The sequence below is a fragment of the Flavobacteriales bacterium genome (genome assembly GCA_021739695.1).
Classification (GTDB): Bacteria; Bacteroidota; Bacteroidia; order UBA10329; family UBA10329; genus UBA10329.
Genome location: JAIPBM010000019.1, coordinates 52259 through 66002 on the forward strand (window position 1 = coordinate 52259; position 13744 = coordinate 66002).

Below are 13744 nucleotides of genomic sequence, written 5' to 3' on the forward strand. Positions count from 1 at the left end.
TTTTAAGTAGATGTTAACCGATCGGCAAGCAGGTTTAAAGTTGGTTGGTAAGGTGAGCTGGAAGGCAAAGAAAGTATTTTTCTACTGGTTTTGAAAGAACACTCAAACTTAGTGTGTCTGCAGCCTCAGTCAGGTCTTTCACTTCTCCGTTTTTGAAGAGGATATTGATCCTGTCATCCTTCAGATCATAAGCGCTATTGGCTATCGATTCCGTAAAAACGAAGTAAGCAGCTTCCGTTTCGGTGATGTTCCAATCGGCAGCGAGCGCTTTCCTCAAGCGAACAAGAAGATCATTGGAAACTGCCTCTGAATACATCTTGATCTTCAGTAATTTCCTATCAACCATAAAACCTGCAAGCTTAGAAAGCACGAAATCTGGATGATGTTTCCAGACTTTGACTGACGTCAAGACGTCAAAATCATCCAATTCCGCAAAACGGGCCAACAGATCAGGTTCATTTTCAAAATCCGATCGGGTCACTTTCCTATCCAAAAAGACCTTGAACGAAGGAGTTGCAAAAAGCTCCTCGCCTTTTTCGGTCAATTCCTTGGCACGTTTAAGAATGTTGATCAACAGGTATTCAGCAGAAAGCACGGTTTTGTGCAAGTAAACCTGCCAGTACATGATCCTTCTGGCCACAATGAATTTCTCTATCGAATAAATGCCTTTGCTTTCAACAGCCAACTGATCATCCACCACATGCAGCATCTTGATGATGCGGTCAGAACCGACAATTCCTTCAGAAACTCCAGTAAAAAAACTATCGCGTTTCAGGTAATCAAGCCTGTCCATATCCAACTGGCTGCTGACCAACTGGTGTAAAAACCGCTTCGGATAGTCATCATTGAATATCGAAATAGCTACATCCAATTTTCCTGCATATTCCTTATTCAATCGTTCCATGAAAAGCGCAGAAAGATCTTCGTGCGTCACGCCCGAAACAATGCTATGCTCCAAAGCATGCGAAAATGGACCATGACCAATATCGTGGAGCAAAATGGCCAGCGTTACGCCTTCAGCTTCTTCATCGTTGATGGAATATCCTTTGGCCCTTAATTCCTCAATGGCCATTCCCATCAGATGCATGGCTCCCAAGGTGTGATGGAAGCGCGTGTGCAACGCACCAGGATAGACCAAATGCGTGAGTCCAAGCTGTTTTATTCTGCGTAAACGCTGAAAAAACGGATGTTCGATGATGTCGAACACTATAGGATACGGGACTGTTATAAACCCGTAGACAGGGTCGTTGAATATCTTTCGCTTGTTATACTTTATCAAAATAGCCCGCGTTAAGGTGCTAACTTTGGCAACCTTCGGGCACGAAATTAACTAAATACGATATGGAGAAATTGAGGATACTTTGGGCTGATGATGAGATTGACTTGCTGAAACCGCATTTACTCTTCCTTAGGGAAAAGGGATTTGAGGTAGAGACTGCTACAAATGGTGATGATGCCCTTGATCTTTTTGATGAGAAGGATTTCGACATTGTGTTCTTAGATGAGAACATGCCAGGGCTTTCTGGATTGGAAACGCTGGTTAAAATGAAGAATAAGAATAATCGTGTGCCTGTGGTGATGATCACCAAAAGCGAAGAGGAGCACATTATGGAAGAGGCCATCGGTTCCAAAATCTCCGATTACCTGATAAAACCCGTCAATCCGAATCAGATATTGTTGACGATCAAGAAGAATCTGGATAAGAAACGATTGATTGCCGAAGCGACCAGCCATAGCTATCAGCGCGAATTCCGAGAGATCGGAATGCGTTTAGGCGACCGTCTCAATTATCAGGAATGGAAAGACATTTACCGCAAACTGGTGCATTGGGAATTGGAGTTGGAACGCAGCAAAGAAGACGGAATGTCAGAAATCCTCAGCTCACAGAAAACAGAGGCCAATGCGCAATTCTTCAAGTTTGTTGAACGTAATTACTTGGATTGGATGACTGGAAAATCGGAAGATAATCCGACCATGTCACACACCGTTTTCAAGAATAAGATTGCCCCAAAAGTTGGAAAGGGAAAACCAACGTTCATGCTATTGATTGACAACCTACGTTGGGATCAGTGGCAGATCATCAAAACAGCAGTTTTGGACATGTTCAAGTTAGAAAGCGAGGATATTTTCCTGAGCATTCTTCCAACTGCAACGCAATATTCGCGTAATGCCATTTTTGCCGGCCTCACTCCGCTTGAAATTGAACGCAGGTTCAAAGACAAATGGCTGAACGATGAAGATGAAGGCGGAAAAAACATGTACGAGGAAGATTTTCTTCGAGATCAACTTCAGCGATTGAATCTGAGCCAAAAATTCAGCTATAACAAGATCACCAATCACGCAGCGGGCAAAAAACTGGTGGATACCATTCCGAATTTGATGCAGAATGACCTGAATGTGATCGTCTACAATTTTGTGGATATGCTTTCGCATGCACGTACAGAAATGGAGATGATCCGCGAATTGGCCGATGATGAAGCTGCTTACCGTTCCATCACGCTAAGTTGGTTCAAACATTCGCCATTGAAAGACATGATGGAACGTATTGCCGACTACGATGTGAATGTGGTGATAACTACCGACCACGGAACGGTACGTGTGCAAGAACCAAGCAAGGTAATTGGCGATAAGAACACGAACACCAACCTGCGTTACAAACAGGCCAAAAACCTGAACTACGAAGCACGCGATGTGTTCTCAGTTCGTAATCCGCACGATGCACAACTTCCGAAGGTCAATGTGAGTCAGTCATTCATTTTTGCCAAAGAGGACAAGTTCTTCGCCTACCCGAACAACTACAACTACTACGTGAATTATTACAGGAACACTTTCCAGCATGGTGGCATTTCGTTGGAAGAAATGATGATTCCGATCGTACATTTGGGCAGTAAGTAGAAACCTTCAATTCAATAGATTGAAAATCAACCCAATAGAATTTTATCGGGTTGAATTATTATGTGTTTCCCAATCTAATTTTGATGCAATAATTCAAGCTTAACCTAGCGCTTGAAATCGTCAAAATGATACACCCAAAAACTGAACTGAAGTTTATTAGCAATGAAATTGGCTACGGTGTTGTAGCAACAGAATTTATCCCTGCAGGCACCATCACTTGGGTGCTCGATAAGTTGGATCGTGAATTCAGTCCTCTCGACTTCCAAAGCCTAGAACCAATTTACCAGAACATCCTCGATTATTACACTTTCAGAAACAACAATGGCAACTTCGTGCTTTGCTGGGACAATGGTCGCTACGTCAATCACAGTTTCAACTCAAACTGCCTGACAACTGCCTACGATTTCGAAATTGCCATTCGCGATATTCATCCAGGCGAACAGCTCACCGATGATTACGGTTATCTGAACATCCCTTCACCTTTCAGAGGTATTGACGAAGGCACCAAACGAAAAGTGGTCTATCCAGACGATCTGGTCAGGTACTACAAGGTTTGGGACAAAAAACTGCTGAAGGTTTTTGGTAGTATTCCAAAGCACGACCAACCATTGCGAGAACTCGTATCTGACGCCATGTGGGCAGAAATTGTGGCTGTTTCCAAAGGCGAAAAGCAAATGGAATCCATTCTCAAGAATTACTTCCCTCAATCCAACGGAGTAGAGAAAAAGTAGGGTTAACTTTGTGGTCTTAATATGACCACCACGAGAGAATTCAGCATCCATTCCGTCCAAGAACTTGGTTTGGTATGCGAACACCTTAAAACCATTTCCGAACAACAGAAGATCATGCTGTTTTCTGGAGAAATGGGGGCTGGAAAAACCACGCTCATCAAGGCGTTTTGCGCTTACATAGGTATTTCGGATGAGGTTAGCAGCCCTACGTTTTCGTTGGTAAACGAATACGATAGCGCTGTTGGACCTGTTTATCATTTTGATCTATACCGTATTCGTTCAGAAGAAGAACTTTATGATATCGGATATGAAGACTATTTCTTTAGTGGGTATCTTTGTTTGATCGAATGGCCAGAGATGGCCTCAGACCTTATTCCTACTGAACACGTAATGGTGAACATCCGTGTAAAAAATGACCAACGCATGATTACTGTAAACCACTCAAAATGAGCAAGAAAGAAGGCAGTTTTTTCACCCTTACCGCTTCGGGCGGCCTAATGCCGCAAGAAGAAATGTTGGAAGTGGCAAAAAGCCAGCAAGACCTCTTCATCGGTATTCCAAAAGAATGCACACTTCAAGAAAACCGTGTAGCGTTGATACCCGAAGCAGTTGCCCGATTGGTGCACAACGGACATCGGGTAATTGTTGAGACCGGAGCAGGAAAAGGCGCACACTACGAAGACAAGGATTTCAGTGAAGCTGGTGCTAAGATCGCTTACAGCACGAAGGAAGTTTACGAAGCAGACATCATTCTCAAAGTCGATCCACCTTCATTGGAAGAAATTGACCTGATGAAACCGAAGCAATGCCTCATTTCAGCTTTACAACTTTCGGTTCATCCCGAAAATTACCTGAAACGTCTGATGAAGAAACAGGTGACTGCTATTGCGGTTGACTTCATCCGCGACAGCGATGGTGGTTATCCATTTGTGCGGTCGATGAGTGAAATTGCAGGAAACACTGTTGTGTTGATTGCTGCTGAATACCTTTCAAACGTCAATGCCGGAAAAGGATTGATGATGGGAGGCGTAACGGGTGTTCCGCCTACGGAAGTGGTTATTCTTGGTGCAGGAACAGTTGGAGAATATGCTGCGCGAGCTGCTCTCGGATTGGGCTCTTCCGTAAAAGTATTCGACAATTCGCTGCAAAAGTTGAGCAGAATGCAGAACGATATAGGTCAACGATTATACACCAGCACCATTCATCCAGATGTGCTGGCAAATGCTCTTGAAAATGCGGATGTCGTCATTGGAGCTATTCGTTCCAAAAAAGGCCGCGCACCCATTTTGGTGACAGAAGAAATGGTGAGCAACATGAAATTCGGATCGGTGATCATTGATGTGTGCATCGATCAAGGCGGTTGCATTGAAACCTCTGAGGTGACAAATCATGCTCATCCAACCTTTACAAAGTATGGAGTGGTGCACTATTGTGTTCCAAATATTGCATCGCGTGTGGCGCAAACAGCTAGCATGGCGCTGAGCAACATTTTTTCGCCCATGATGTTACAAATGTCTGACGCTGGTGGATTGAACAATATGATGCGATTTGATCAAGGTCTGCGCAATGGTGTTTACACCTTCAATGGTTCGGTTACCAATGAATATTTGGCAAAAACATTTGACCTACCATTCAAAGACCTGAACCTTATAATGGCAGCATTTTAAGTACGGAAAAGAAAGAGGAAGTTAGGATGTCGCATGAACAGATAAGACCAGGAGGATTCAATATTCTACCGCCCGTTGTAAAGAATCTACTCATCATCAACGGCTTGTTTTATTTGGCAACCATGGCCTTTGGGCGCTACGGATTTGACCTCGTAAAACTTCTCGGACTGTTCATCCCTCAATCAGCATACTTTAGGCCGCATCAATTGGTGTCGTACATTTTTATGCACGGCAGCTTCGAGCATATTTTCTTCAATATGTTCGCGCTTTGGATGTTCGGAAATGCCATCGAGAATTATTGGGGCGGCAAGCGATTTCTCATTTACTACATGGTTACTGGCCTCGGAGCTGGCCTTATTCATTTGGCTATTTTGGAGGTGGAGCTTTTCACCATTTTACCGCAACTTTCTGCAGATGCCATTCAGATGGTGAAAAACGAAGGCTTGTCTGTTTTGGAAATGAATCAGAATTATTCTGATCCTGCGTTGGCCAAGCTGAATTCGATACTGAATGTTCCAACCGTAGGCGCTTCGGGCGCGGTTTTCGGTTTACTCTTAGCTTTCGGAATGATGTTCCCTAATGCGATGATCTACCTCTACTTCTTCTTCCCTATCAAAGCCAAATACTTTGTGATCGGTTATGGTTTGATGGAGTTGTTTTCGGGCGTAAGCAACCGACCTGGCGATAATGTGGCGCATTTTGCCCACTTGGGCGGAATGATCTTTGGCTTTATTCTGATAAAGATCTGGCGAAAAAAAGGTTCGCGCTTTTAGGAATATGGCCTTATTGGACGACATAAAATTCCAGTTCAGAACGGGAAACATTCTCATGCAATTGATCTACATCAATGGCGGAGTTTTTCTTGGAATGATGGTACTACGACTCCTGTTTTATTTGACAGGAACAGTTAGTACGTTCGATCAATTCGCTGCGCACCTCATATTGCCTTCATCGCTGGAATTATTACTCTATCGTCCATGGACGATTCTCACACACATGTTCATTCACGATGGTTTTCTACACATCCTCGTGAATATGATGTGGCTATATTTTGGAGGAACGATCTTTCTCAATTTCCTCGACAGTAAGAAATTGCTGAGTACTTATTTGCTTGGTGGATTTTCTGGTGCCATCTTTTTTGTGCTTGCCATGAACATCTTTCCGGTGTTCAACCAGCACGTTTCATTGTCATTTGCCGAAGGCGCATCGGCCGCTGTGCTGGCCGTGATGGTTGCTGCAGCCACAACTGTTCCCAACTACGTGGTGCATCTTGTATTGATTGGCCCTGTGAAATTGAAATACGTGGCACTTGTGTCTGTTGTTTTAGATGTTCTGCTTATTCCAAGTGGAAATGCTGGTGGCCATTTTGGGCATTTGGGCGGAGCACTTTTCGGATTCTTGTTTGCAACTCAACTTAAACAAGGAAACAACTTGACCGTAGATTTCCTGAAGCCTTTATCATGGGGCAGAAATGGATTTCCAAAGGGTAACAAGAAGATAAAAGTGGTCCATAGCCGCGCTAAAACAGACCAAGAATACAATGCTGAAAAGGTCTCTAAACAAGAACAGATAGATGCAATTCTCGATAAAATAAAGCGTTCGGGTTACGATAGCCTTTCCAAAAAAGAGAAAGAGATTCTGTTTAAAGTCGGCAAAGAATTATGAGCGAAGTAGGAATTAGAGTGCGTGGTTGGTTTGACCGCTTTGCGTTCGTTCTGAATATCATTCTGCTTATCGCCCTTTCGCTTTCGTATTTGGCTGGAATCGTCAGTCCTGAAAAATTTTGGCCTTTGGCCTTAGTTGGCATGTCCTACCCTATTCTATTGGCTATTACCGTTGGCTTCATCATTTATTGGATACTGAAGCGTAGATGGTTCCTGTTCTTAAATATCGCGTTCCTCCTGATAAAATGGGATTACGTTCAAGCCACCATTCAATTCAATCCTCCGTCAAAAACTGAAACGGAAGAAGGTTTCAAAGTGATGAGCTTCAATGTTCGGTTGTTTGACCGATTCAATTGGATCAAAGACACCGATACAGAACTATCAATTTATCGTTTTCTGTTCAGTCAACAGCCAGAAATCCTCTGCATTCAAGAATTCTTTCATAGTGATAAACAACGGTTTCCAAGAATGGATACTCTGCTTAATATGGAGTCGGTCAAATACGTCCATTTTGAGAATCATCCGAATACGAAATGGAAGAGTTTTACTGGAATGGCCACTTTTAGCAAGTATCCTATAGTGAACAAAGGCGTGGTCTATTTTGACAAAACCCATAATAACATGGGGATTTTCACGGACGTGCTCATCGGAAGTGATACTACACGCATTTACAATATTCATTTGCAGAGCATTGGACTAAGTGATAAGGATTACGCCATTCTTAATCGAATAATGGAACAACAGGAGCTGGAGGACACAGACGGAGGAAAACAGGTGATTCGGCAAATGAGGGAAGGTTTCCAGAGACGCAGCTCGCAGGCAGAAAAGGTGGCTGCGCACATTCAATCGTGCCATTATCCAATCATCGTCTGTGGCGATTTCAATGAAGTGCCAACTTCTTATTCATACCAGACGATTCGTAAAGGCCTGACCGATAGTTTTTCCAAATCTGGCCGTGGACTGGGAGCCACCTATGTTCGCATCCCCTTTTTTCGGATTGACAATATCCTATTCAGTTCAGAATTCGGTTCTTCAGAACATATTGTTCATCACCAGATACTCTCAGATCATTTTGCTGTGAGCGCACAGCTCAAAATTGATTGATAAAGTGATTCTACTTCCACTACTTGCAAACTCTCTTCTGAAACATCAGTTTAGCATCAAAAAATTTAGAATATATTGAAACGAACGCATTTAGTCCTACTCATATCCATCATCCTTTCACAACCTGCTTGGGCTCAAAAAGGAACCAAAAAGATTAAGTCTTACGACAAGTATTCCGGCATACGCGAAGTGTACAGGGTAATTAAATCTGATATGACCACCAAATTTGGCGAGTATACATACAGTTTTGATAGCCATATTCAGATTAGAGGCACATACATAAACAACTTAAAGCAAGGTGAATGGATTATGACGCCTAACTCAAAATTTAAGATTGTTGGGAATTATAAAGACAATCTCAAGAATGGTTCATGGAAGTATTATGATGGTGATGTTGTAGTCGCAGAATGTCAATATCTGGATGGTAAACGAAGCGGCAAACAAGTCAGTTACTTCCCTGATGGAAAAATTGCTGGGGAATACAATGCGGTGGATGGGATAAAACAAGGCGATGAAAAAATCTATCACTCCAATGGCCAACTCAAAGAAAAAGTGACCTATTTGAATGGAAAAGAAAATGGTGAATGGCAATCGTACTCAACTGATGGTGAGCTGATTTGGTCGATTGAGTACTTCGAAGGGCAGCCTATTACGCTGATTTCGAATAAAACAGGCGATTTCCCATTGTATTACGAAGGAGACTTGAAAAATGGAACAGGATCACTTATTCTGTATTCTAATGATAATGATAATGGAACAAAAATGATTGTGCGCAATTTCAGAGATAGCCTGCTACACGGAGTAGTTGAGTATAATCCTGAGATTGACGGGGCAATTTCATACAACGGAAAGTTTGAGAATGGTTTTATGGTTGGTGATTGGACTTTTTGGAACAAAACCAAAGATTACAACAAACAAAAGAGCTATTCCATCAATGACAGCCTAACATACGACTCTGAAATAGGGTACGTCAAACAACTTGACCGCAGCTTTTATTTAGTCGAATCCATGCCTCAATTTGGTCCGAGAAGGAGTGATAGTGATTTGCTTCGGTTTGTAGGAAGATCTGTCAATTATCCAGCCGAATGTAAAACGAATGGCATAACGGGGGTTTCTTACGTAAGCTACATTGTTGGCGTTGATGGGGGCATTTATGATGTGGAAATACGTAAAGGTTCGGACCCACAACTTGACGCAGAATCGGTAAGAGTGATCAGAAACTTGCCTTATTATCAACCTGGGTTACAAAGTTTCATGCCAGTTCCCGTTCAATTCACAATTCCCATCCGTTACCAGCTTAACTGAAGATCAAGGAATTTTCATGACCGTTTTCAGGCTCAATCCGTTCATTGAATTTGAACTGAGCCCCGAAATATTCGTGTGTACGAACCGCAGAACCTGGTCGTAATACAACACCACAACAGGCGCTTCTTCTACAATAATGCTGTCCATTTGGGCATAGTAGCGGTAGCGCAGCGAATCGTTAGTGGTTGAAAGAGAAGCTTCATACAAAGAATCATAAGCTTCTTTGGAGAAAAGCGTATAATTCGGTCCATTTGGAGTGAGGTTTTTGGAATAGAACAGCGAGAGGTAATTCTCTGCATCGGCATAATCTGCAATCCAAGATTTACGGAAGAATGGAACTTGTGAATTGGCCACCAAAGCACCATGTGTGGCTCCGGGATTGACTTCAATGCTGAGTTTTATTCCTACTTCCTGAAGCTGATGTTGCATGTATTCGCACAGATCCAAATACTGTGATGTGGTGTACAAGGGAATTTCGGGCAAACCCTCTCCGTTAGGAAAACCAGCTTCCGCCAACAATTCCTTGGCTTTTTTCGGGTTGTAGTGATAGCCATCAACCCTGAATTCTTCTCCCGGAAGTCCAGTTGGAAGAAAGCCGTGAATGCCGGGTGAACCGATGTTATTCCGGATGTAGCGCATCATCTTCTCGCGGTCGAAACCGTAATTGATGGCCTGCCGAACTCGTTTATCGTTGAGTACGTTGATCTTACCATTCACAGAATCCTTCAGTAAGAATCCCAGGTATTCTGTATTCAAAAACGGTTCAGATAGCATAACGAGTTTCTCCTTCATTTCGGGTTGAAGATTCCCGTTGGGAGTAATCAGCGCATCCTTGTAGCTGCCATCTTCCAAACCTGAAAGCATATCCAAGTTTCCTTTCATGAATTCGAGAAAAATAGACTGCGGATCGGGAATGAACGTAATGCCCACAGCATCAAGATACGGCAGTCGATTTCCTTCCGCATCAAGCTCAAAATAAGCCTCACTCCGATGAAGCACCAACTTATTTCCCTCGTACCATTCCTTAAATTTAAAAGGACCAGTTCCCACAGGTTGGCGCCCGAAATCCTTGCCAAGCTTTTCGGTCACTTCTTCGGGCACCACCGAACAATACTGCATGGAAAGGATTCCAAGAAACGGAGGAAAGCTGTGGTTCAGTTGAATTTCCAAAACGCTATCGTTCAACGCCTTGAAACCGTTTTCTTTCACTGCGTTGAATATCCAACGACCAGGAGAAAGTGTTCTATCATCCAAAATCCGATTGAAACTATACTCAAAATCGGAAGCCACCACACTCCTACCCGTTCCGTTGGCGAACAGTTCGTGGTCGTGGAATTTCACATCATTCCTCAAGATGAAACGGTAAGTCAATCCATCTTCGCTGATTTCCCACCGTTTGGCAATACTTGGCTCCACTTCCATCCTATCATTTAGCTGCACCAAGCCGTTGTATAGCTGCGTAGTGGCCCAAATGTTTCCCATGGTGCGCGCCTGTGCCGGATCAAGCGAAGTGATGCCTTTGCTCTCGTTGTAACGGAAAACAGTCTTGTTTGAATTCGATTCTGGTCCAGCGCACGAAGCAAGGAACATAATGACAAACAGGAACAGACTAGGGCGCATGAGCGCAAATATAGCCAGAGCAGATTCTAAGTTCAGATTCTAATTTCTACTAGAAAAAGCAATAGTTTACTTCTTCGATTGACGAAAAACGATTAACGAACAGCGATTAACGATTTCTCCACGTAGCAACTTCCAGATGATTGATTGTATTTACAGGCTCCACGTATCACCCAAAAGATGATAACCGTTGACCACAACAATCGTAATTCGTTAATCGATATTCGCGAATAACTGAACGCAAAAAAGTTCATCATCTCAATACAAGACCACCTCTGTTCAGCTTGCCTGATCCTATCTATTTTTGAGGTCGATGACGACTGAAGAGATCAAGCAATTGTTGGATGACAAGTATGAGCAATACTGCCATTCTGATTTTATTGAAACTGACCCCATTTCCATTCCGCATCTTTTCGAAGAAAAACAGGACATTGAAATAAGCGGTCTCATTGCGGCCACCATCGCTTGGGGACAACGGCCAACCATCATCAAAAATGCCCATAGCGCTATGAAACGGATGGGAAACGAGCCGTATCGGTTTGTAATGGAACATTCAGAAAAGGATCTGAATGGATTTAACGGATTCGTCCATCGTACATTCAATGCAAATGACCTGAAGCATTTTGTGCGTTCGCTCAAAAACGTGTATTCCAAACATGATTCGTTGGAAGAAATTTTTCTCACAGGAATCGCAAAGAATGATAGAAACATGAAGAACGCGATTCATCATTTCAAGAACGAATTCTTCTCCATTCCTCACGAAAAACGAACGCAGAAACATGTTGCCGACCCAATGAAAGGTTCATCGGCCAAACGCATTAACATGTATTTGCGATGGATGGTCCGTTCGGCAGACAAAGGCGTTGATTTCGGCATCTGGAATCAAATCCCAACTTCCATCCTTTCGTGCCCACTGGATGTGCATTCGGGTAGAAACGCCAGGCAATTAGGCTTACTATCGCGAACGCAAGATGATTGGAAAGCCGTTGAGGAACTGGATCTTTCGCTACGTTCCTTAGACCCGATAGATCCAGTCAAATACGATTATGCGCTTTTCGGATTGGGTGTTTTTGAGTGAAAAACACTTGCAAGTTGAATAGACTGACAGTTTCTTCTTTAATCGTTCAGCACTAGTTTGTAGCCGATACCACGGATATTGACAATCTTGATATTGGGGTCGGATTCTAGCTTCTTCCTCAATTTTGAGATAAAAACATCTAAGGTTCTACCCACGTAATCACCTTCATCTCCCCAAACATTCTTGAGAATAAGCTCGCGCTCAACGGTTTCATTTACGGATGAAAGCAAAAGCAAAAGCAAATCTGATTCCTTACTTGTAAGTTCCGTCCGTTCGTCTCCTAGCCAAAGTTCGGCATTCAATTGGTCAAATTGGTAATTGCCAATGCTCACCATATTGAGGTTGGCAACCGCAGATTTTCGGTTTACCATAAATGAAACAACACCGATCAAAACGAACAGAATTGAAAGCAGGATGGCAAGCAAGCGATATACTTCTCCGTATTCTCCTGAAAAAATGTTGAGAGAAGCGCTCGAAGTGGTTTCCGCATCAATTACAACAGGCGCAGCTTCCATAATTGTCACCAATAAACTGTAGCACCCAACGGGCTGTAATCTTTGTCCGCAAGGAAGCATGCTTGTATTGGGCAACGGAGCAACCAAATAGCTATAAACCAACTCGTGAGAATCGCATTGATGCACCTCGACCAGATAACGTTCTGCCATTTTTGTTTCTGTGACCACTCGTTCAATGGTGGCTACCAACGAATCAGGATGAAAGCCAAATTCCTTGTCGAATCGAATCCGATAACCAGCCTCTTCCTTTTCTATCGGCAGCACGCGTGATGTGCTATCACCGAGACTGAGCAATACTTGGTGACCAATCATACGCATCGCCACTTTCGTTTGGCCATCCTGTGCCTCGTTTTGAGCCTTTCCTGTTGCTGTGAACAACAGCAAGCTGACGAAGGCGAAACCAAGAATTCTAAAAACGTGATCAGTCATGCCACAAAGCTATTGGCTTAATGCTGTCTTCGATATGTTTTACATTCATTTACAATGATTTACACACGATTTACGATGAATGGGAATGATCTAACCTAGCTTCGTCTCAGCAATTATTGATAACCCGTAACTAGAATACGTCATGAACAGAACATTGGCCATCATCATCCTTCTTATTGGCGCAGGCTGTGCTGCCGACAGCCAAGAAATCAAACATCACCACACCAATACTGCTCAGGATTCCGTGGCGTACGCCATGAATCCGTATCGGTTATCGCTCGAACTTGAGGCTTTGGAAAACAATCAATATGCTTTGACTGCTGCGATGGAAATAGATAGCGGTTGTTGGTTCGCTTCACCGCACTCAGCCGCTCACTACAAGGGATATTTTAGCATGAAGCTGCATGAAAATAATTTCCTGCTATTGGATAGTTCTTTCCTCGAAGTGCCTCCTTCTGCTTTGCAAAAGGACAAGTGGATGAATGAAATGACCCATGTTGTAGTTGAAAACACGACTTACACTCAAACGCTCAAGGTCAATTCTACCGAAGATTTCAAGGTGCTAGGAATGATCCAATTTGTGATTGAACCGAAATGCACGCTTGAACAAATTCCATTTTCCATTTCGAACGTGGAAGGAAAATTAAGCGTTCAGAAATATCCTAAAATCGATAGGACTACGTGCGACAAGGTCAATTGAATTTATAAAGACGTGCTGGTAATCAATCGCCTGACTGTT

Annotated in this window: 13 protein-coding genes; 10 read left to right on the top strand and 3 right to left on the bottom strand. The window is 43.1% G+C overall.

All coding sequences use genetic code 11. The features are described 5' to 3' along the window. Positions 1 to 34 precede the first annotated feature (34 nt). Complete coding sequence (locus K9J17_12425) at positions 35 to 1279, bottom strand: HD domain-containing protein (protein ID MCF8277530.1); 1245 nt, start codon at positions 1277 to 1279, stop codon at positions 35 to 37. Between the two features lie 62 nt (positions 1280 to 1341). On the opposite strand from K9J17_12425, the gene K9J17_12430 reads away from it, so the two are divergent. From K9J17_12430 to K9J17_12465, 8 genes are all read left to right on the top strand, one after another. Further along, positions 1342 to 2895 (top strand): PglZ domain-containing protein, encoded by a 1554-nt coding sequence (locus K9J17_12430; protein ID MCF8277531.1) that lies wholly within the window; start codon positions 1342 to 1344, stop codon positions 2893 to 2895. Positions 2896 to 3020: 125 nt separating this feature from the next. Beyond that, positions 3021 to 3626, top strand: coding sequence for an SET domain-containing protein (locus K9J17_12435; protein ID MCF8277532.1), 606 nt, complete (start codon positions 3021 to 3023; stop codon positions 3624 to 3626). A gap of 21 nt (positions 3627 to 3647) precedes the next feature. Next, positions 3648 to 4076, top strand: a complete 429-nt coding sequence (gene tsaE, locus K9J17_12440) for a tRNA (adenosine(37)-N6)-threonylcarbamoyltransferase complex ATPase subunit type 1 TsaE (GenBank protein MCF8277533.1) — start codon at positions 3648 to 3650, stop codon at positions 4074 to 4076. Then, positions 4073 to 5293: an alanine dehydrogenase gene (locus K9J17_12445; GenBank protein ID MCF8277534.1), complete on the top strand. Its 1221-nt coding sequence runs from the start codon at positions 4073 to 4075 to the stop codon at positions 5291 to 5293. The genes tsaE and K9J17_12445 overlap by 4 nt, the downstream gene beginning before the upstream one ends. Positions 5294 to 5319: 26 nt before the next feature. Next, the gene (locus K9J17_12450; GenBank protein ID MCF8277535.1) at positions 5320 to 6066 is read left to right on the top strand and encodes a rhomboid family intramembrane serine protease; all 747 of its coding nucleotides are present in this window, start codon (positions 5320 to 5322) and stop codon (positions 6064 to 6066) included. A 4-nt stretch (positions 6067 to 6070) separates the two neighbouring features. After that, positions 6071 to 6958: a rhomboid family intramembrane serine protease gene (locus K9J17_12455; protein ID MCF8277536.1), complete on the top strand. Its 888-nt coding sequence runs from the start codon at positions 6071 to 6073 to the stop codon at positions 6956 to 6958. Then, positions 6955 to 8061: an endonuclease/exonuclease/phosphatase family protein gene (locus K9J17_12460; GenBank protein MCF8277537.1), complete on the top strand. Its 1107-nt coding sequence runs from the start codon at positions 6955 to 6957 to the stop codon at positions 8059 to 8061. The genes K9J17_12455 and K9J17_12460 overlap by 4 nt, the downstream gene beginning before the upstream one ends. Positions 8062 to 8136: 75 nt before the next feature. Then, positions 8137 to 9366 carry an energy transducer TonB gene (locus K9J17_12465; GenBank protein MCF8277538.1) on the top strand — a complete coding sequence of 410 codons (1230 nt, stop codon included), beginning with the start codon at positions 8137 to 8139 and terminating at the stop codon, positions 9364 to 9366. Between the two features lie 3 nt (positions 9367 to 9369). On the opposite strand, the gene K9J17_12470 is transcribed toward K9J17_12465, so the two are convergent. Next, positions 9370 to 10986, bottom strand: coding sequence for an ABC transporter substrate-binding protein (locus K9J17_12470; protein ID MCF8277539.1), 1617 nt, complete (start codon positions 10984 to 10986; stop codon positions 9370 to 9372). Between the two features lie 310 nt (positions 10987 to 11296). Between K9J17_12470 and K9J17_12475 the strand changes: the two genes are divergently transcribed. Further along, positions 11297 to 12061 (top strand): TIGR02757 family protein, encoded by a 765-nt coding sequence (locus K9J17_12475; protein MCF8277540.1) that lies wholly within the window; start codon positions 11297 to 11299, stop codon positions 12059 to 12061. A 38-nt stretch (positions 12062 to 12099) separates the two neighbouring features. Here the strand turns inward: K9J17_12475 and K9J17_12480 are convergent, their stop codons facing one another. Continuing rightward, on the bottom strand, positions 12100 to 12888 hold the full coding sequence (locus tag K9J17_12480) for a winged helix-turn-helix domain-containing protein (protein ID MCF8277541.1): 789 nt from the start codon (positions 12886 to 12888) through the stop codon (positions 12100 to 12102). Between the two features lie 259 nt (positions 12889 to 13147). Between K9J17_12480 and K9J17_12485 the strand changes: the two genes are divergently transcribed. Continuing rightward, entirely contained in the window at positions 13148 to 13705 is a 558-nt protein-coding gene (locus tag K9J17_12485; GenBank protein MCF8277542.1) for a hypothetical protein, read from the top strand. The last annotated feature ends 39 nt before the right edge of the window (positions 13706 to 13744 follow it).

Coding starts and splice junctions, on each gene's coding strand:
- K9J17_12480 (MCF8277541.1), bottom strand. CDS start 12,888: ATGATTGGTCACCAAGTATTGCTCAGTCTCGGTGATAGCACATCACGC.
- K9J17_12455 (MCF8277536.1), top strand. CDS start 6,071: ATGGCCTTATTGGACGACATAAAATTCCAGTTCAGAACGGGAAACATT.
- K9J17_12485 (MCF8277542.1), top strand. CDS start 13,148: ATGAACAGAACATTGGCCATCATCATCCTTCTTATTGGCGCAGGCTGT.
- K9J17_12435 (MCF8277532.1), top strand. CDS start 3,021: ATGATACACCCAAAAACTGAACTGAAGTTTATTAGCAATGAAATTGGC.
- K9J17_12445 (MCF8277534.1), top strand. CDS start 4,073: ATGAGCAAGAAAGAAGGCAGTTTTTTCACCCTTACCGCTTCGGGCGGC.
- tsaE (MCF8277533.1), top strand. CDS start 3,648: ATGACCACCACGAGAGAATTCAGCATCCATTCCGTCCAAGAACTTGGT.
- K9J17_12430 (MCF8277531.1), top strand. CDS start 1,342: ATGGAGAAATTGAGGATACTTTGGGCTGATGATGAGATTGACTTGCTG.
- K9J17_12475 (MCF8277540.1), top strand. CDS start 11,297: ATGACGACTGAAGAGATCAAGCAATTGTTGGATGACAAGTATGAGCAA.
- K9J17_12460 (MCF8277537.1), top strand. CDS start 6,955: ATGAGCGAAGTAGGAATTAGAGTGCGTGGTTGGTTTGACCGCTTTGCG.
- K9J17_12450 (MCF8277535.1), top strand. CDS start 5,320: ATGTCGCATGAACAGATAAGACCAGGAGGATTCAATATTCTACCGCCC.
- K9J17_12470 (MCF8277539.1), bottom strand. CDS start 10,986: ATGCGCCCTAGTCTGTTCCTGTTTGTCATTATGTTCCTTGCTTCGTGC.